General features: G+C 56.1%; 21 protein-coding genes and 1 riboswitch. Of the genes, 7 read left to right on the plus strand and 14 right to left on the minus strand.

Annotated features, from left to right (window positions below; all coding sequences use genetic code 11):
* Positions 1-65 precede the first annotated feature (65 nt).
* The 4 genes from G340_RS17445 (at position 66) to rbr (ending at position 2,669) form a co-directional block, all read left to right on the plus strand.
* Entirely contained in the window at positions 66-239 is a 174-nt protein-coding gene (locus G340_RS17445) for a 4Fe-4S binding protein (protein ID WP_081626935.1), read from the plus strand.
* A 149-nt stretch (positions 240-388) separates the two neighbouring features.
* Positions 389-1,132, plus strand: a complete 744-nt coding sequence (locus tag G340_RS0106005; RefSeq protein ID WP_020072753.1) for a tRNA1(Val) (adenine(37)-N6)-methyltransferase — start codon at positions 389-391, stop codon at positions 1,130-1,132.
* Positions 1,132-1,956 (plus strand): 16S rRNA (cytidine(1402)-2'-O)-methyltransferase, encoded by an 825-nt coding sequence (gene rsmI / locus G340_RS0106010; RefSeq protein WP_020072754.1) that lies wholly within the window; start codon positions 1,132-1,134, stop codon positions 1,954-1,956. The genes G340_RS0106005 and rsmI overlap by 1 nt, the downstream gene beginning before the upstream one ends.
* A 173-nt stretch (positions 1,957-2,129) precedes the next feature.
* Complete coding sequence (rbr, locus tag G340_RS0106015) at positions 2,130-2,669, plus strand: rubrerythrin (RefSeq protein WP_020072755.1); 540 nt, start codon at positions 2,130-2,132, stop codon at positions 2,667-2,669.
* Positions 2,670-2,695: 26 nt separating this feature from the next.
* On the opposite strand, the gene G340_RS0106020 is transcribed toward rbr, so the two are convergent.
* The 3 genes from G340_RS0106020 to G340_RS0106035 form a co-directional block, all read right to left on the minus strand.
* The gene (locus G340_RS0106020; RefSeq protein ID WP_154653107.1) at positions 2,696-2,866 is read right to left on the minus strand and encodes a hypothetical protein; all 171 of its coding nucleotides are present in this window, start codon (positions 2,864-2,866) and stop codon (positions 2,696-2,698) included.
* Positions 2,867-3,751: 885 nt separating this feature from the next.
* Positions 3,752-4,846, minus strand: a complete 1,095-nt coding sequence (gene ychF, locus G340_RS0106030) for a redox-regulated ATPase YchF (protein ID WP_027103885.1) — start codon at positions 4,844-4,846, stop codon at positions 3,752-3,754.
* A gap of 79 nt (positions 4,847-4,925) precedes the next feature.
* On the minus strand, positions 4,926-5,711 hold the full coding sequence (locus G340_RS0106035) for a heparan-alpha-glucosaminide N-acetyltransferase domain-containing protein (RefSeq protein ID WP_020072759.1): 786 nt from the start codon (positions 5,709-5,711) through the stop codon (positions 4,926-4,928).
* Positions 5,712-5,927: 216 nt separating this feature from the next.
* Here G340_RS0106035 and G340_RS0106040 point away from each other — a divergent pair, with 216 nt between their 5' ends.
* The 3 genes from G340_RS0106040 to thiT all read left to right on the plus strand — a co-directional run bounded on the left by G340_RS0106040 (position 5,928) and on the right by thiT (position 7,950).
* Positions 5,928-6,323: a thioesterase family protein gene (locus G340_RS0106040; RefSeq protein WP_020072760.1), complete on the plus strand. Its 396-nt coding sequence runs from the start codon at positions 5,928-5,930 to the stop codon at positions 6,321-6,323.
* 23 nt (positions 6,324-6,346) lie between these two features.
* Positions 6,347-7,009, plus strand: coding sequence for an HAD hydrolase-like protein (locus G340_RS0106045; RefSeq protein WP_020072761.1), 663 nt, complete (start codon positions 6,347-6,349; stop codon positions 7,007-7,009).
* A 24-nt stretch (positions 7,010-7,033) separates the two neighbouring features.
* Positions 7,034-7,145, plus strand: a riboswitch (TPP riboswitch).
* Between the two features lie 235 nt (positions 7,146-7,380).
* Positions 7,381-7,950 (plus strand): energy-coupled thiamine transporter ThiT, encoded by a 570-nt coding sequence (thiT, locus tag G340_RS0106050; protein WP_020072762.1) that lies wholly within the window; start codon positions 7,381-7,383, stop codon positions 7,948-7,950.
* A gap of 244 nt (positions 7,951-8,194) precedes the next feature.
* Here thiT and G340_RS0106060 read toward each other — a convergent pair whose 3' ends face one another.
* From G340_RS0106060 to G340_RS0106115, 11 genes are all read right to left on the minus strand, one after another.
* The gene (locus tag G340_RS0106060; protein ID WP_020072764.1) at positions 8,195-8,953 is read right to left on the minus strand and encodes a DUF975 family protein; all 759 of its coding nucleotides are present in this window, start codon (positions 8,951-8,953) and stop codon (positions 8,195-8,197) included.
* Between the two features lie 369 nt (positions 8,954-9,322).
* Complete coding sequence (gene ilvC / locus G340_RS0106070) at positions 9,323-10,330, minus strand: ketol-acid reductoisomerase (RefSeq protein WP_020072766.1); 1,008 nt, start codon at positions 10,328-10,330, stop codon at positions 9,323-9,325.
* A 69-nt stretch (positions 10,331-10,399) separates the two neighbouring features.
* Positions 10,400-10,903, minus strand: a complete 504-nt coding sequence (ilvN, locus tag G340_RS0106075) for an acetolactate synthase small subunit (RefSeq protein ID WP_020072767.1) — start codon at positions 10,901-10,903, stop codon at positions 10,400-10,402.
* A gap of 17 nt (positions 10,904-10,920) precedes the next feature.
* Positions 10,921-12,540, minus strand: coding sequence for a biosynthetic-type acetolactate synthase large subunit (gene ilvB / locus G340_RS0106080; protein ID WP_020072768.1), 1,620 nt, complete (start codon positions 12,538-12,540; stop codon positions 10,921-10,923).
* Positions 12,541-12,562: 22 nt separating this feature from the next.
* Entirely contained in the window at positions 12,563-12,901 is a 339-nt protein-coding gene (locus tag G340_RS0106085) for a hypothetical protein (RefSeq protein WP_154653108.1), read from the minus strand.
* A 249-nt stretch (positions 12,902-13,150) separates the two neighbouring features.
* Positions 13,151-13,549, minus strand: coding sequence for a cupin domain-containing protein (locus G340_RS0106090; RefSeq protein WP_020072770.1), 399 nt, complete (start codon positions 13,547-13,549; stop codon positions 13,151-13,153).
* Between the two features lie 15 nt (positions 13,550-13,564).
* The gene (locus G340_RS0106095; protein WP_020072771.1) at positions 13,565-14,497 is read right to left on the minus strand and encodes a transketolase family protein; all 933 of its coding nucleotides are present in this window, start codon (positions 14,495-14,497) and stop codon (positions 13,565-13,567) included.
* Positions 14,490-15,305 (minus strand): transketolase, encoded by an 816-nt coding sequence (locus G340_RS0106100; protein WP_020072772.1) that lies wholly within the window; start codon positions 15,303-15,305, stop codon positions 14,490-14,492. The genes G340_RS0106095 and G340_RS0106100 overlap by 8 nt, the downstream gene beginning before the upstream one ends.
* Before the next feature lie 19 nt (positions 15,306-15,324).
* Complete coding sequence (locus G340_RS0106105) at positions 15,325-16,140, minus strand: carbohydrate ABC transporter permease (RefSeq protein WP_407635354.1); 816 nt, start codon at positions 16,138-16,140, stop codon at positions 15,325-15,327.
* Between the two features lie 25 nt (positions 16,141-16,165).
* Entirely contained in the window at positions 16,166-17,044 is an 879-nt protein-coding gene (locus tag G340_RS0106110; RefSeq protein ID WP_020072774.1) for a carbohydrate ABC transporter permease, read from the minus strand.
* An 84-nt stretch (positions 17,045-17,128) separates the two neighbouring features.
* Complete coding sequence (locus G340_RS0106115) at positions 17,129-18,418, minus strand: ABC transporter substrate-binding protein (protein WP_020072775.1); 1,290 nt, start codon at positions 18,416-18,418, stop codon at positions 17,129-17,131.
* Between the last annotated feature and the right edge of the window lie 2 nt (positions 18,419-18,420).

Consider the following 18,420-nt stretch of genomic DNA (forward strand, 5'->3'; position numbering starts at 1 on the left):
CAGTTGCATTTCTGCCATTGTGTGTTAGAATAAGGGAGTAATACTTATTCTGGAGGTGCTTAATAATGGCATATGTTATTAACAGTGATTGCATTTCCTGCGGTGCTTGCGCAGGTGAGTGTCCTGTGAGCGCTATCTCTGATGGTGCTGACAAGTACGTGATTAATCCCGAGCTTTGCACAGAGTGCGGTGCTTGCGCTTCCGTGTGTCCCGTAGGAGCCCCGAATCCCGAGGCTTAAGGCTCAATGACTGAAGTGGTTTAAGGCGGAGCGATCGTTGCTCCGCCTTAAATTTTGGACAGGAATGCCGGCGCGGTTCTCCGCCGCCCGCCGCTTGTTTTCACATAAAAGTTTTTTCTCCTCAAAATGATCCGCCGGAGGTAACCCCCATGCAGCCAGAGCTGGAGCCGCTCTCCCCCAATATCTCCGTGTTCGTCTCGCAGACGCACCGATTTAATACCGATACGATTCTTCTGGCGCATTTCGCGGCCCCCAAGCGGGGCGAGAGATGCGCCGATTTCGGCACCGGCTGCGGCGCCATTCCGCTGATCTGGCTGGCACGGTACGAACCAGCCCAAATCTGCGGGGTAGAAATTCAGCCCGACGCCTGCGAGCTGGTACGGCAGTCCGCCGAGCACTGCGGCGTAGCAGACCGCCTGCGGGTTCTGAACCTCGATCTGCGGCAGCTTCCCCAAAGCAGGCCGCGCGACCCGTGGCTGGAAAACTGCGACCTGATTTCGTGCAACCCGCCGTACAAGGCGCAGGGAACGGGCATCGAAAACCCCGAACAGGGCAAGCGCATGGCCCGGCATGAGGAAACCTGCACCATGGAGGACGTGGCGCACGCCGCCGCATCCTGCCTGCGCTACGGGGGCCGCCTGTGCCTGTGTCAGCGGCCGGAGCGCCTGACGGATATCTTCACGGCCCTGTGCGCGAACGGCCTGGAGCCGAAGCGCCTGCGGTTCGTACAGGCCCGCGTGGGGAAAGCGCCGAAGCTCTTTCTGCTTCAGGCCCGCAAAAACGGGCAGCCCGGCGGCCTTTTGGTGGAGCCGCCGCTGATTCTGCACAACGAGGATGGAACCTTTACCCAGGAAATGCTGGAGATCTACGGGTCCTACAAGGAGGGGCACTGATGGCCGGAAAGCTGTATGTGGTGGGCACGCCCATCGGGAATTTATCGGATTTTTCGCCCCGCGCGGCGCAAACGCTGGCTGAGGCGGATTTTATCGCCGCGGAGGATACGCGCGTAACCGTAAAGCTATTAAATCATCTGGGCATTAAAAAGCCCATGGTGAGCTATTTTGAGCACAATAAGCTCGAGCGCGGCGGGGTTATCACCCGCAGAATACTGGCGGGCGAAACGTGCGCTCTGGTTTCGGATGCGGGAATGCCCGCGATTTCAGACCCCGGCGAGCTGCTGGTGGCGCAGTGTGCCGAGCTGGGGATTCAGACGCTCGTGGTGCCCGGCCCCAGCGCGGTGATCTCGGCGCTGGCGATTTCGGGCCTGCCCACGGGCCGCTTTACGTTCGAGGGCTTTTTGAGCGTCAACAAGCGCGCCCGGCGCGAACACCTGCAGCAGGTGGCTGGCGAAACCCGCACCATGGTGTTCTACGAAGCGCCGCACAAGCTCTGCGCCACCCTTGTCGACATGCTGGCCGCCTGGGGCGACCGCCGCATCGCGCTCGTGCGCGAGCTGACGAAAATTCACGAGGAGGTCATCCGCACCACCCTCTCCGAAGCGGCGCGCCGGTATTCCGAAGAGAGCCCCAAAGGGGAATTTGTGCTGGTGATCGAGGGGGCTCCCGTGCCTGTGGAGGAACCGCTCACGCTGGAGGAGGCCATTGAGCTTGCGCGCACCTTTTTGGAGGAGGGCGCCTCTGTTTCAGAGGCCGCCAAACGCGCCGCAAAAGAAAGCGGGCACTCCAAAGCGGAGATCTATAAAAAAATTTGCGAATAATTCTTGATTTTTTGCCTTATCCTCTTGTAATTTTGACATTATTTAGTATAATAAAAGAAAGCGATCACATCCTATCTCCAAATGCCGCTTTGCGCGGCGTTTCGTTCCGCCGTGCAGAGCGGCCGGGGCAGGGTGGCATCCCTTACAGATTTTTTACAAGGAGGACGAACCGTATGGAACTGAAAGGAAGCAAAACCGAAGCAAATCTGCTGACCGCATTTGCAGGGGAATCTCAGGCCAGAAACAAGTATACGTTCTACGCTTCTCAGGCGAAAAAAGAAGGCTACGAGCAGATCGCGGCTATTTTTGAGGAAACCGCCGGCAACGAGAAGGAACACGCCAAGCTGTGGTTTAAGTATCTGCATGGCGGCGAGATCGGCAGCACAAAAGATAACCTGCTGGATGCCGCGCAGGGCGAAAACTACGAATGGACAGAGATGTACAAAGAGTTCGCCGAGACCGCTGAGCAGGAAGGCTTTAAAGAGATTGCCTCTGCGATGAAGATGGTAGGCAGTGTGGAGAAAACCCACGAAGAGCGCTACCGCAAGCTGCTGAAGAACATTCAGGAGGATCTTGTCTTCCAGAGCGGCGAGCAGACCGTTTGGGTATGCCGCAACTGCGGATACATTCATATTGGCGATAAGGCCCCCAAGATCTGTCCTGCCTGCAAACATCCCCAGGCTTTCTTCGAGCGCAAAGCAGAAAACTATTAAGCCGTTCCCTTTTCCAAGGAGCAGCATTACGGCAGGGCCGCACCCGGCCCATAAAAAGCAGAGAACCGCAAAAGCCCGGTTCTCTGCAAAAATGCTTCAGACTCGCCGCGGAACACCATTGTTCCGCGGTTTTTCTGTATTTCGTTCCCCCGGGCGGCCAGCTTTGGCACGCGGCAGGCAGAAGCACCCAAATACAAAAAGCGCCGGATTCCCAAAAATCCGGCGTTTTCTTTTATCCTGAGATCATTTTTCTCACATCGACAATTCATCTTGCAATCAATCCCATAAAATGGTATAATTCACTGGTAAGGCACAATAAAGTGCAAAGCGGGGACGAGGTGCACGAACACCTCATCCCCTGCATACGGAGCCACAGCCTCCATACACAACGGATATACCGCGCGTTGCTTACACATTATAACCCATTTCCGCTTTCTTGTACAGAGGGAAGGCGGATCCCGAAGATGGGCCCCGTTCTGCGGGTTGTGTACCGCACTTGTGATATTAGGCGCTGTGTTATGGATGCGTCCCCTGCCGGGGAATCCGTAACAGGCGCTTTTTTGCTGCCTTACAGACAGGGCAAAGCGGGGCTGGTTTCTTTTAAAATTGAAATCTCGATCATATTCCCAATGATTGATTCGCATACTTTTTTTAAACCGCGGGCCTCCCCCGGCGCCGTGGTTCCGGCTCCGCCGCGCCGTTGTCTGTAAGAATAACACCTCCGCACGAATCGCCCCTGTGCGGCTGGCCAGCCTTTGGCCGAAAGCGCTCTCCCTCCCCAAGGGACGGCGCTTTCTTTTTATTTTCAGCATCAAGTGCAGGTTTTCTGCTTGCACAGGCTCGCTCCCTGTGCCGGGTAGGGTAATCCACATGACTGCTTCTACGAAATAAAAATTTTATCAGCGTGGCTCAATCGCGGGGATTCCGCAAAACTAATCTGCTCTCTCAAAACAAACCAAAAAAATAAATCTCTCACACCGGCAAAAAATGCTTTAGAACCTCGCAAAGAACCCCCACTCTTGCGGATCAACACGGATAAAAAAAGAAAAGCCCCGCTCCAAGAGCAGGGCCGAAAAAATCACTCACACATTAAAGCGGAACAGCACCACATCGCCGTCCTTCATCACATACTCCTTGCCCTCGGAACGGACAAGGCCCCTTTCTTTCGCGGCCGCCATGGTGCCGCAGGCCATCAGATCCTCAAAGGCCACCACCTCCGCGCGGATAAAGCCGCGCTCGAAATCGGTGTGAATTTTACCGGCAGCCTGAGGCGCCTTCGTTCCTTCCTTAATCGTCCAGGCGCGCACCTCCTGCGGGCCTGCGGTCAGGTACGAGATCAGGCCGAGCAGCGTGTAGCACTCGCGAATCAAGCGGTCAAGGCCGGACTCCGAAAGGCCCATGTCCTCCAGAAACATCTGCTTTTCCTCCGGCTCCATGCCGGAAATTTCGGCCTCCACCTCCGCACAAATCGGCAGAACGCCCGCGTTTTCCTGCCGGGCCAGCTTCTCGACCACGGCAAAATACGGATTGTTCTCCACCCCGCCCTTAAAATCGGCGTCGCTCATGTTGGCAGCGTAGATCACGGGCTTGTTCGTCAGCAGAGACACTGTGGCCAAAAGCTCCGCCTCTTCCTCGGTGCATTCCACGCTGCGCGCGGTGCGGCCCGCGTCCAGCTCGGCGCGCACGCGCTCAAAAAACTCGCACTCCGACTGGTACTTTTTGTCCGCCTTGAGCATTTTGCGGGTTTTGTCCAACCGGCGGTCGAGCACCTCCATGTCGGAGAGGATCAGCTCCAGATTGATCGTTTCCACGTCGCGGGCGGGGTCTACGCTGCCGTCCACATGAATGATATCGTCGTCCTCAAAACAGCGTACAACGTGAACAATCGCGTCCACCTCGCGGATATTCGCCAAAAACTGGTTGCCCAGGCCCTCCCCCTTGGAGGCGCCGCGCACCAAACCCGCAATATCCACAAACTCGATCGTGGCGGGGGTGTATTTTTCGGGGTGGTACATCTCGGCCAGCTTGTCCAGACGCTTGTCCGGCACGGCCACCACACCCACGTTCGGCTCTATAGTGCAAAAAGGATAGTTGGCGGACTGCGCCCCGGCGTTGGTAATGGCGTTGAACAGCGTGCTTTTTCCAACATTGGGCAGACCGACGATTCCCAGCTTCATTTCACTCATCAACCTCTTTCTCTCGCAAAAACATTCAGCTTCTATTATATTCTTTTTCAGTGATGCGCGCAAGGCTCTTTCAGCCAATCAGCCCCAGCCGCTCCAGCACCCAGGCAAGGGCATAGATCACCGGCTGATGCGCAATGTAAATCGCCAGCGCCCAGCGGCCCATCTGCGAAAAGAACGGAACGCGGCTGCGGTACATCCATTTCGGGGCCAGCCCCGCGGCCACCGGCCTGCCCACCATGGTTCCCGCGAGGAACACAAATCCCCAGGGCAAAAGAGGGAAATAATCCGACGACGAAAACGAGGAATCATAAAACCCCAGCGGGAACAGCCACTTCACATGGTAGACCGCCTCCGGCAGGGGAATCACCGAAACCGGGCCGAACCCCAAATAACCCGACGGGATGGGCCGTGTAAAGAAATACAAAACCAGGCACAGCAGAACCAGCGTCCACGAAAAGGGGATCTTTTTCTGATATTGCCCCAAAAGGCCGTACAGGATCATGCACACCGCCAGAAAATGAAGAATGCCGAACCAGATGGCATACTGGGGCGTGACGAGAACTGTGACGAGCGACACCGCAAGCGCAGCCGCAAACAGCCGCAGGCCCCGCCGCAGATTCGAGCGCGAAAGCAGCGAGGAAATCCCCGAAATAAAAATGAACAGCGCCGCAAAAAACGGCTCCGCCGGGGTAAAAAAACGAAACAGCGCCATCATCCAGGGAATCTCATACAAAAAGGCAAAGGTGTAAAACGCGTGGTAAAACACCATGCAGAACACGGCAAAGCCGCGCAGCTCGTCCATTAAATGAAGCCGGGGGCGCGTGGCTGCCGCCGGGGACTGTGTGCTTTCGTTCAAGTTGATTCCTCCCGCCGAATCCGAAAAGTGGTTGTCAGTATACAAAATCTGCCGGATTTTTGCGGGAACATAAGCAAAATTACCGCTTCAAACCAGAGCCGTACCGTGCTATACTAGTCTTAGGCAGATTTGCCCTGAATTGTCCGGTGCAGCGATTTGCGCCGGTACCTGAAAATATCCTTTATTTTATTATATCGAAGGAAAGGAAGAATTACAATGAATGAACTGAAAATTGGACAGACGATTTCCGAGGATTATACCGTTACCTCCGCCGATCTTGCCTCCAAACTCGGCAGCGGCAGCGTAGACGTGCTTGCCACGCCCCGGCTGGTTGCGCTGATGGAAGGCGTTTGCGCCCGGATGCTGAACACCTACCTGCCGGAGGGCATCACCTCGGTAGGCTCCGAAGTGCATATCAAGCATTTGGCGCCCACGGTTGAGGGCGTTACCATCCACCTGACGGCAAAGCTGACGGAAAGCGACGGCCGCAAATTCACCTTTGAGGTGGAGGCGTTTGACAATGTGGGCCTGATTTCCACCTGCACGCATGAGCGCGCCAGCATCAAGCGCGAGAGTTACCTGAAAAGAGTGGCGGAGCGCGCCAAACAATAAATCCCCGACGAAAGGAATACCCGATGAAACCTGTTTACCCCATCGTTTTATTTGATCTGGACGGCACCCTGACCGAATCCGGCCCGGGGATCCTGAGCTGCGTCAAAGAGACCATGCGGCGTCTGGGAGTGCCGGAGCCGCCGCCGGAGATTCTGCGCACCTTTATCGGCCCGCCGCTGTTTCAAAGCTTTTCGCAGACCTGCGGCCTGCCGGACGATGTGAGCGACCGAGCGGTAAATCTGTACCGCGACCTGTACGAAACCGAGGGCCTTTATAAAAATTCGCTGTACCCGCACACGCTGGAGCTGCTTTCCACCCTGCGAAAAGCGGGAGCAAAGCTCTGCATCGCCACCTCAAAGCCCCTGCCGCAGGCCAACCGGGTCACAGCAATTTTCGGGCTGACCCCGCTGGTGGATTTTCTCGCCGGCCCCCCCGACAGCGACGAGCGCGCCAGTTCCAAGGCGGAGCTGATCACCTCCTGCCTAAAGCGGTTCTCAGCAGGGCCGCAGGATGCGGTGATGATCGGCGACACCAGGTTCGACGCCGAGGGTGCGCGCCTGGCGGGCACGGATTTTATCGGGATGCTGCACGGCTACGGCACCCGCGAAGAGATGCGGGAGCAATTCCCCGGCGCGCGGTTCGCCGTAGATTTTACAGCGCTGGAACACTTGCTCTTGACAAACTGAGCGGATGCGGATATAGTGTTATTGGAACTGAATACGGGGCGCTGCGTATGCGCGGCTGAGATGAGGCGGATCGACGCCTATGTCCCTTTGACCTGATCTGGATAATGCCAGCGTAGGAAACTTTTGCAGCACAGCAAGACGCATTGTGGTATTACCCGCAATGCGTCTTTTTGCGTGCGGCACATTTTTCAGGAAGATCGCAGTTCACACTTCGGTTATCCGTTACCGAAACAGCGGACGCGCCCGATCCCATTCTCTTTCACCGCAATCAGGGAAAACCCTACTGACTGCCCGCAGCATAAGGGCGGAACCACGGTCGGTTCTGATTTTGGATTGCGGACTTTCACCAATCGGCGCGAGGAGGATCTTTTATGAAAAAAAACAGCACTGTCGTTCTGGTGGAATGCGCCCTGATGATTGCGCTTTCCACTGTTCTGAGCATGATCAAGGTGTTCGAGCTGCCGCAGGGCGGTTCCATCACTCTGGCCAGCATGGTGCCTCTGGTGCTGGTTTCGTACCGCCACGGGGTAAAGTGGGGGCTTGGGACGGCATTTGTTCACAGCCTGCTGCAAATGCTGCTCAACCCCGTTGCGCCGCCCGCAAAAACACTTGCTGCGTTTGTCTTGGTTGTGCTGCTTGATTACGTTCTGGCCTATACCGTACTGGGCAGCGCGGCGTTCTGGGGCAAGCCGATCCGCAGCCGCTCGGCCAGCATTGCGTTCGGCGCGGCAGTCGCCGTGTTCCTGCGCTTTTTGTGCAGCTTTGCCTCCGGCATACTCATCTGGGGCGGGTACGCGCCCGAGGGAACGCCCGTGTGGCTGTATTCTCTGGTTTACAACGGGAGCTATATGCTGCCCGAACTCGTGATCACCTCCATCGTCACCGTAGCACTGGTCAAGGTGCTCGACCGCACCGGCAACCGCTCCGCTCACGCGGCGTAAGCGCTCTTACCAAAGGCCGGAGGGCTTGTTTGGAGAAGCCGCCAAAGTAAGGACATACCTGTCAACAAATGCGGGGGCTTGTCATACTATACAGTAGGTGAGCCGAACGCCTTCTTCCAATTCATGTTCCTCCTATTTCAAATAGAGTTCACCGTACAGAGGCAAAAAGGGGAAAACCGCGCTGCGGTTTTCCCCTCGTTTTTTCTTTATCCTGCCGGGCAGGGCGCGCATCGCTCCGCCCGAATTACAGACTCAGCTCCTCGGGCTGCACCATGCCGGTCTGAATCGCGCGGTCGCGCAGAAAAATATACAGCTCCGCAAGCGTCGCGTAATAATAAGGCATGATCAGTGCAAGCCCCAATGTGACGACGAGATTCAGTACGAATTCGGGAGCGCCGATCATCCCGAGAACCACAGAAAGCACAATCGGAAGCAGGAACCACCCGATAAAAGAGAGGACCAGCACAAGGATCGCGCCCTTTTCCCCATCGGTCATCAGGCGGCTGATCTGCCGAACCCGCTGGCCCGAAAGCTGGGGATTGTCGGACAGCAGAAACGGAACCATGATGTACTGCAGCGCCTTGTAAATACCGGGGATGATCAGCAGCAGCGTCCACAGACCGATGAACAGGTTGGTCACAAAGTTGGTGAGCACCACGCTGCCGTACCCGTTCCGAAAGCCCAGAAACACATCGGAAAACCGCCCCGCGTCAAACCGATTGCGCACAAAGAAGCCATACACTCCCACCGTCAGCGGAAAAAGAATAAAAATATTCAGCAGCACAAAAACCAGATTATACCCCATGAACACGCTGGACTCAACCTGAATCACACCGCTTCCCATGCTGGCCGCCCACTTATCATTTACTTCCTGATAACCGGTAATCCATTCTATCAGCGAAGGTACGATCGAAACCATGGCGGAAACCAAAAACGCCATCCAATACTTTCCGCCCCGAATCGCCGCCTTCGCGTTGCTCTTCACAATCTCTCTGCTCCACATTTTCTGCTAAGACCCCTTTCACTCTTTTCTCTATCATACGATACTGCCCCTGGCCGCTATACCTAAACGCGGCCGCAGCGCACAATAAATTTCTGATGAAACGGCAGAGCCGGCCCGCCGGCCTTATGCTCCCCGCACTCCGCCACGCGGAAACCCGTTCCCATATGGTTCATGGGAGTCCGGCACCGCCGGAATTTTCTTCCCTTTCGACGCAATCTTCTTCTCCCTTCGCGGCCAAGCGCCGCGCTTTAAGGTAGGATTCTTCTGATCAAATGAAAATAATAAGGGATCAGGCCATCGGTTTTGTCCGACTCTGCCTGATCCCTCGTTACCGATGCAATGCTGCGTTATACGATTGATCTGCCCGAATTATTCGGCGTACTTGTCCTCTTCGCTCCAGGAGTACATCTTGCGCAGCTCCTTGCCGACAGCCTCCAGCTCATGCTCCGCTTCAATGCGGCGGCAGGCGCTGAAATGTGCGCGGCCGTTCTTGTTCTCGGCGATCCATTTGGAGGCAAAAGTGCCGTCCTGAATCTCGCTGAGAACCTTCTTCATTTCCTTCTTGGTCTCGTCGGTGATCAGACGCTTGCCGGTCTCGTAATCGCCGAATTCCGCAGTGTCGGAAATGGAGTATCTCATCAAAGAGAAGCCGCCCTTGTAGATCAGGTCAACAATCAGCTTCATCTCATGAATGCACTCAAAGTATGCGTTTTCGGGAGCATAGCCCGCTTCCACCAGCGTTTCAAAGCCGGCCTTCATCAAAGCGGTTACGCCGCCGCACAGAACGGCCTGCTCGCCGAACAGGTCTGTTTCGGTCTCCACACGGAAGGTGGTCTCCATCACGGCCGCACGCGCGCCGCCGATGCCCGCGCCGTAAGCCAGCGCCACATCCAGCGCATGGCCGGTGTAATCCTGCTCAACCGCCACAAGGCAGGGAACGCCCTTGCCCTCCTGGAATTCGCTGCGAACGGTGTGTCCGGGACCCTTCGGGGCAATCATGAACACGTCCACAAACTTGGGGGGCTTGATTTGGCCAAAATGAATGTTGAAGCCATGGGCAAACGCAATCGCCTTGCCTTCGGTCAGGTTCGGCTCAATGTCCTTCCTGTACATGTCTGCCTGACGCTCATCGGGGATCAGAATCATGATAATGTCCGCAGCCTTGGTGGCCTCCGGCACGGTTAGAACCTTCAGGCCGGCCTTCTTTGCGCGCTCCGCGCTCTTGCTGCCCTCATAAAGGCCTACTACAACATCGACTCCACTGTCATGCAGGTTCAAAGCATGGGCATGGCCCTGGCTGCCATAGCCAATAATCGCCACAGTTTTCCCCTTGAGTACGTTGATATCGCAATCGGCTTCATAATAAATCTTTGGCATAACATGTTCCTCCTTCAGCAGGTATAAAAATTTATAAGACAGAGTTCAAGTTTCGTTTGCCAAGTCCGCTCAAACGCTCTGTTTTCTGGTTACCTGGGGCCCTTGCTCCAGTGCGACGGTGCCCGTGCGGGCAATTTCCTTTACGCCGTAGGGCTTCAGCAGCGTCAGCATGGTCTCTATTTTTTCAGCGGTATCCGCGAACTGAATGGTCAGCGAGGTCAGGGACACATCCACCACGCGCGCGTGGAACAGCTCCGCAATCTGAATGATTTCGGGGCGGTACTGCGGGGTGCAGCTCACCTTGATCAGCGCCAGCTCGCAGCTGATGAACGGGCCGGTGTCGTCAAGCCGCTTGACCTTGATGACGGGAATCAACTTATTGAGCTGCTTCTCCACCTGCTCCATCACATATTCGTCGCCGTTGACGACGATCGTCATACGGGAAATAGCGGGGTCTTCCGTCACGCCCACGGCAAGGCTGTCTATGTTGAACGCGCGGCGGGAAAACAGACCCGACACCTTGGACAGCACGCCGGGCTGGTTCTCCACCAGAACCGAGAGAGTATATTTCATTTCGGCTCCCTCCCCTTTCAAATCGACGGCAAGGTCGGGTCGACCCTGCAGACAAGCAGATACGGCTGATTGGACGCCAGCATTTTCCCGGCCAGTTCTTCCGCCTCGGGGTTGTTCTCTGCCTGGGCGGATTCGATTCCATAGGCTCTGGCCAGCGCCACAAAATCGGGGTTGCCGTGCAGCTCGGTGGCCATGTGCCTCCCCCCGTACTGCTTATCCTGAATCTCGCGCACCATGCCGAGGTGCTCGTTCACCATAACGATAATCTTGACGCCGACGCCGCTCTGCACAATCGTGCCGAGCTCGCACATCGACATCTGGAACGAGCCGTCGCCGCAAACCGCCACCACCTGGCGGCGGGGCTTCGCCAGCTTTGCGCCGATGGCCGCCGGGATCGAATACCCCATGGTGCCAAGACCGCCGGACGTTAAGAAGCGCCCTTCCTTTACATTGAAGTTGTTGACCGACCAGATTTGGTTCTGGCCCACGTCCGCAACGAGAATCGCGTCATCCTTCATCATGGAGGAGAGTGCGCGCATGAACGAGCGCGGCTCCACAGAATCCTGAGAGGGCTCGCCGTGCGGCACATCCGCCTGCCGCAGCTCCTGAACGCGGTTCAGCCACTCCTGCGGCGCCGCGCCGCTCACCTTCTCCGCCAGGCTGCTCAGCACAAGGCGAATGTCGCCCACAATCGGGATATGCGCGGTAATGTTCTTGCCGATTTCGGCGGGGTCCACATCGATGTGGATGATCTGCGCCTTGCTGCCCAGCATTTCGGGGGCGATGATCGCGCGGTCGCCCACTCTGGCGCCGCAGAGAATGACCACATCGGCGGAGAGCAGCGCCTGATTGGCGCTCTTTTTGCCGTGCGAGCCGACCATCCCCAGGTACGAATCGCTGTCCAGCGGAACCACGCCAATGCCCATCATGGTAGAAACCACGGGGATTTCCGTTTTCTCCACCAGAGCCATCAACTCTTTTCTGGCGCCCGCCAACACCACGCCGCCGCCGCAGCAGATCAAAGGCCTCTGCGCCCCGGCAAGCGCCTCTACGGCGCGCTTGATCTGCAGGGCATGTCCCTGCGTGCGGGGCTTGTATCCGATGATATCCGCGCGCTGCGGGTATTTAAACTCCTTGATCGCATTCTGCTGCACGTCCACCGGCACATCGATCAGCACCGGGCCCGGGCGGCCTGTGGAAGCAATGTGGAACGCCTCCTTGAACACGCGCGGCAAATCGGCGGTGTCCTTTACCAGGTAGCTGTGCTTGGTGAACGGCTCGCACGCGCCGGTGATGTCGGCCTCCTGAAACACGTCGCGGCCGAGCAGCTCGGACCGAACCTGCCCGGTAATGGCGATCAGGGGCACCGAATCCATATAGGCGGTCGCGATGCCCGTAATCAGGTTCGTCGCGCCGGGGCCGGAGGTGGCAATGCACACGCCCGGCTTGCCGCTCGAGCGCGCGTAGCCGCTCGCCGCATGAGCGGCGTTTTGTTCCTGCCGAACCAGAACGTGCTGGATGGAGGACTTCGACAGCTGATCATAAAAAGGACAGATCGCCGCGCCCGGGTAGCCGAACGTTAGGACGACCCCTTCCTGCTCCAGGCATTTCACCATGATTTCCGCTCCGCTGATCATCGTTCTCCACCTTCCCACTAAATCATATTGATTTGATCCCGATTTTGGACAAAGCCAAAAACCGGGATGCTTCCGCAGCCATCGCTTTCAGAAAATAAAATAACCCGACTCCTTTCCATCCGCCTTCGGAGCGAAAAGAAGCCGCTGCCTTGAAAGGATATTCACTTTCAGCCAGCCGCCTTAAAGCTGTCGACCCTCTCTCCGCCGGGGGCAGGAAAGAGATCGCCGGTTCTAAAAAAGCCGCTTTGCAAAGCAAACTTAAATTACTCTTTATTATAGTATGATACTTTAAATCAGTCAACTGGAAAAGCGGCATGCCTCCTCCCAAAGGAATACGGCGCACCGCCTTACTTTTGTGCAATTTAGTCTAAATTCGCCTCTCCTGCCGCAGGTCTTCTCCCCCGCGCAGGGCGAACGCCCCGTTTGGCCCCGTGAATGAAGCTGTTTTTCTCCGGGCGGCACCCGCCGCAAGGCTTGCCGTACAACGCCTACCAGCCCGCAAAAAAGCGCCGTTCCCTGTGAGAAACGGCGCTTTGATCCCGGTTGTTACCTCGTGAGGCAGGCAGCTTCTTCCGCATGCTTTTCCGCGGTGCGGCTCAGGCTCGGCCTGTTATTTCACCAGGGATTTCAGTGTTTCGATTTGGGCGGGAGTCAGGTCGAGAATATCGCTGTTCTCCATGCCGGTGGAAACGTCCTCGATGAGGATCATCTTGGTGTCCTTCTGGGTTACGGTGTTGTGCCACAGAGACTGAGGGATATTGTAAACCTTGAACGGCTCCATCTCCAGCGCTTCCATTTTCAGCTCACCGCCAACTTCTTCCGCACTGATCAGGGTGCAGCGGCCGCTGAGCAGCACAAACAGCTCGTCGGTCTTGTTGTGGCGCTCCAGGCAATTAAGGCCGGTAATGTCGTTTGCGGGCTTCCAGTTCTTAATGCCGACCGTCCACTTTTCATTCTCGTAGACTCTCTGCATTCCTTCGCCGTTCATCTCAAAGCTTTGAATTTTCATGGTTGTATCTCCCTCTTATTTCAGCAATGCCTTGGCTTTTGCCACAATATTCTCCGGGGTGAGGCCGTAAATGCGGAACAAATCCGCCGGCTTGCCGGACTTGCCGAACTTATCCATTACGCCCACGCGGTCAAACTTCGCGCCGGACTTGCCCGCCAGGGCCTCTGCAACGGCGGAGCCGAGGCCGCCGATGACGGAATGCTCTTCCACAGAAACCACGGCACCGCATTTCTCAGCCATCTTGAGAATCGTCTCGTCGTCAAAGGGCTTGATGGTGTGAACGTTTACAACCGCGGCGCTGATTCCGTCAGCCGCCAGCAGCTCGGCTGCCTTGAGCGCTTCGGGAACCATCAGGCCGGTGGCGACCAGGCATACGTCGGTGCCGTCCTTCATGATATTCGCCTTGCCGGGGATGAAGGGAGTGCTTTCTTCGGTGATCACGTCGCACACGGGGCGCGCCACGCGGATATAAACAGGGCCGTTGATCTCCGCCGCGGCAAAGACGGCCTTCTTGGTCTCAATCGGGTCGCAGGGAACAAAAATGGTCATGTTCGGCACAACGCGCATCAGCGCCAAATCCTCAATGGACTGGTGGCTGCCGCCGTCCTCGCCGACGCACAGGCCGGAATGCGAGAAGCCGAACTTTACGTTGGCGTTCACATACGCAACTGAGTTGCGGATCTGCTCGTACGCGCGGCCTGTGCCGAACAGCGCAAAGGTGCTGGCAAAGGGGATCAGGCCGGAATGCGCAAAGCCCGCCGCCGCACAGACGAGGTTGGCCTCCGCAATGCCGAAGTTGAAAAAGCGGTCCGGGTATGCATCCAGGAACATGCTGCTCATGGTGGCGTGGGCCAGGTCGGCGTCCATCGCAACTACCTTATCGTTCTTTGCGCCGAGCTCAACGAGAGCCTCGCCGTACGCTACTCTTAAAGATTTTTTCTCAGCCATCGATCTCTACCCCCAGTTCCTTCATTGCCGCCGCAAAATCATCCTTAGACATCGGCTTGCCGTGCCATCCGTGGTTGTCCTCCATGAAAGAAACACCATGGCCCTTGTGGGTATGGCAGCAAATAAACTTGGGCTTGCCGACAACCGGCTTCTTGATCGCTTCTGTAATGGCGTCAATATCGTGTCCGTCCACCTCCAGACATTCAAAGCCGAACGCGCGGTATTTTTCCATCGGGTCGCCAACGCTCATCACCTGATCGTTGCTGCCGTCAATCTGAAGATGGTTAAAGTCGAGAAGTACAGTCAGATTATCCAGCTTGTAATGGGCCGCGGACATCGCCGCCTCCCATACCAGGCCCTCCTGCATTTCGCCGTCGCCGATCAGGGCGTAAACCTTGTAATCCGCCTTCTTGTATTTTGCCGCAAGCGCCATGCCGCCGGCGATTGCAACGCCCTGGCCCAACGAGCCGGTGTTGCAGTCAACGCCCGGGGTTTTGGTCATGTCGGGATGACCCTGCAGGTGAGAATCTGCCTGACGCAGATGCTGAAGATCCTCCTTGGGGAAGAAGCCCTTGTCCGCCAGCACTGCGTACAGCGTGGGGCAGGCATGTCCCTTGCTCAGTACAAAACGGTCGCGGTCTTCCATTTGCGGGTTTTTGGAGTCGTACTTCATTACATTGTTGTACAACGCCAACAGGATCTCTACACATGACAGGGATCCGCCGGGATGGCCCGACTGGCAGGCATAGAGCGATTTTAGAATATCTGCTCTAATCTGCTTGGCTTTTGCGTTCTGTTCGCTGTTCATTTCGATTACTCCTTTACAATTAACCCTTCACGGCCCCCGCGGTCAGGCCTTCCACCAAACGCTTTTGCGCGAAGAAGAACATGATGCAGACGGGGATGATCGTTATGATTCCGCCGGCCGTCAGAAGATCCCACTGAACCCCCAGCTGGCCGATCAGATTTTTCAGAGCCACAGGAATTGTGCGGTTCCGCTCGTTGGTGAACATCACGGCGAAAGTGTACTCATTCCAGGAGGTCATGAAGATGTACACGCCCGTAGCGACAAGACAGGGCACCAGCACGGGAAAAATGATGCGTGTAAATGCCTGCGCCCGGTTGCAGCCGTCTACCATGGCGGCTTCCTCCAAAGACAAGGGCAGGTCGTTGATAAAGCCGTTCAAAAGCCATACCGAAAACGGGATGGTGAACGTGGCATAAGAAAGCACCAGAGAAGCGGGAGTGTACAGAAGGCCCATACTACGCATAATAGCATAAAGGGGGATCAACAGCAAGACCGTGGGGAACATGTTATTGGTTAAAAACAGAACCATAAATGCTTTTCGGCCGGCAAAACGGAAACGCGAGAAAGAATACGACGCCAGCATCGAAACGGTCAGGGTGATCAGTGTGGTAATGATCGCCACCACAAAGCTGTTGCCCATGGGCTTTAAAAAGTTAAAATCCACAAAAAGCTTTCTGTAGGATTCAAATGTCAGGTTATGGGGCCAGTAGGTGACTACACTGCCGTACAGCTCTGCTTCCGGTTTGATGGAGGTGACAAAGGTCCAGTAAAACGGGAAGAGCAGAAACAGCAGCATCACAAACAGAGGCAGGTACAGCAACAGAAAGTTTTGCATTGGTGTTCTTTTATGCTGCATAACGTTACGCCTCCTGATTCGCAAACATATTTTTTAAATACGGAATCGCTACCAGCAGCAGCAGGAATGTGAGCAGGAGCGACATGGTCGACGAATAGCCCAGGTTCAGGGCGTTCGCCTTGTTGAATACATAAACGCTCAGCGTCTGCGAAGCGTAGGCGGGCCCGCCGCCCGTCATGTTGAAGATCACGTCCACCGAGTTTGCCACCCAGATGATGCGCAGCAGCGTGGTGACGAAGATCGTGTTTTTAATGGCGGGAATCGTAATGCGGAACAGCTTCTGGAATCCCGTGGCGCCGTCGATGTCGGCCGCCTCGTACAGCTCACCGGGCACGCCCTGCAAGCCCGCCAGAAGCATCAGGGCAAAGAATGGGATCCCCTGCCAGATGATCGTCAGAATCACCGACGGCATTACTGTGGATTCCTGCGCAAGAAATGCAATCGGCTCATGAATCAACCCAACCTTCATTAAAAGGTCATTCAGCACGCCGTAGCTGCCGTCATAAATCCAGCGCCACATCAAACCGATGAGAACGCCGGGGGTAACCCAGGGAATGAGACTGACCGCGCGTACCACACCGCGGCCGCGGAAGCTTTTGTTTAAAAAATTCGCCAGAATAAAGCCAAAAACAAACTGGAAACCTACGCCGAAAACAACCCACAGGATTGTCCTCCAAAGGGATGCCCAGAACAGCTTATCCTGCAAAACATCAATATAGTTGCTCAAACCAACAAAACCGATGCTGCTTGGTCTTCTTAAATCATAGCTTTGAAAGCTCATTAAAATCGCGTTGAGCGCAGGGACTAAAACGACCGCGATAATAATCAGCACCGCAGGCGTGATGAGCAAATACGGCCAAATATTCGTCTTTTTACGCTGCACTGTATTTTCACCTCTTTGAAAGAATGGGGCTGCGGCCATGCTTGCGCCCGGCCGCAGCCCGCGTAGCCCATGTGTCTTCAGATTTTATTTTTTGCCGTACAGGCCTTCCTGCAGGGTCTTCATGGCGTCAGCGGCGCTCTCTTTGCCGGACAGGGCCGAAGCAACCGTGTTGGGCCAAATGGTGCTGATCCACTCGGTGGTGGTGTCTTTGATCGGGATAATGCCCGCATACGACTGGCCCTCGATGGAAGCCTTCATAAATTTGTCGTCCTTAAACTCAGGCAGTTCCTGTACCGTTTTGCTCACGGGCACGTTGCCGGTGATCTTGCACCATTTCTCCTGGCCTTCGCCGGCTGCCAGATAAGAGACCCACTCAAAAGCGGCGTCCTTGTTCTTGCTGGCCTCGAAGATCACGTTCTCGGTGTCGCCCATGGAGGTCCACTGGCCCTTGCCCTTGGGGAACGGGAATGCGGCAACGTCGTCGCCGAAGGTCTCTACCATGCCCTTGGAAGATCCGGTGTGGTGAATGGTCATAGCGGTTTTGCCGGACTTAAAGTTTGCGATGATCTCGTTAAAGCCATCCTGTGTTGCCGTGGGCGGTACATAGCCGTTCTTGTACAGATCGATGAAATCCTGCATGCCCTGAACAGACTCGGGGCTGGTCAGATTTTCAAAGCTGCCGCCGCGGCCGTAGATGAAGCTGCCCCAGGGCTCCTGACCACCCTTCGCGCCGCGCATGCCGAAGCCGTAAACATCGGTTTTGCCGTCGCCGTTGGTGTCCATAGTGGTCTTTTTAATTGCCTCGAGGAATTCCTCATAGGTCTTCGGAACCTCTACGCCTGCCTTCTTGAAGATGGACGGACGATAGTACACATACAGCACCTGAATGTTCCAGGGCATGACATACAACTTGTCCGAGCCGCCGGCCTGCTTCATAATGTTGTAAATGTTCTGGTCGATGTCGTCCTTTTTCTCCCACTTGGCAACGTAGTCGTCCAGGTTGGCCAGCAGGTTGTTCGCGGTGAACAGCGGGGTTGCCGTCAGCTTCCACGCCGCGGTGTCGGGCCCGCCGCCGCCCATAACGGCATTGAACAGGTTCTCGCTGTACGCGCCGCCGTCCCAGGGGTATTCTTCTGCCTTCACTGTAATGTTGCTCTTGTTGGATTTGTTGAAGTCCTCAACAATTTCCTTCATTTTGGCGGAGTAGTCGGAGCTGTCTGCCCAGTACCAATGGGTAATAGTAACCGGTTCGCCGCCGGCCGCCTGAGACCCCGCCGCGCTGGATGAGGCCGCGGGCTGTTTGGCGCAGCCGGCAAACGATGTGACTGCCATTGCGAGCGCCAGGGTAAGTGCCAGTACTTTTTTCCTTTTCACTT

This window comes from Faecalispora sporosphaeroides DSM 1294 (assembly GCA_000383295.1).
In the GTDB taxonomy this organism is placed as follows: Bacteria; Bacillota; Clostridia; order Oscillospirales; family Acutalibacteraceae; genus Faecalispora; species Faecalispora sporosphaeroides.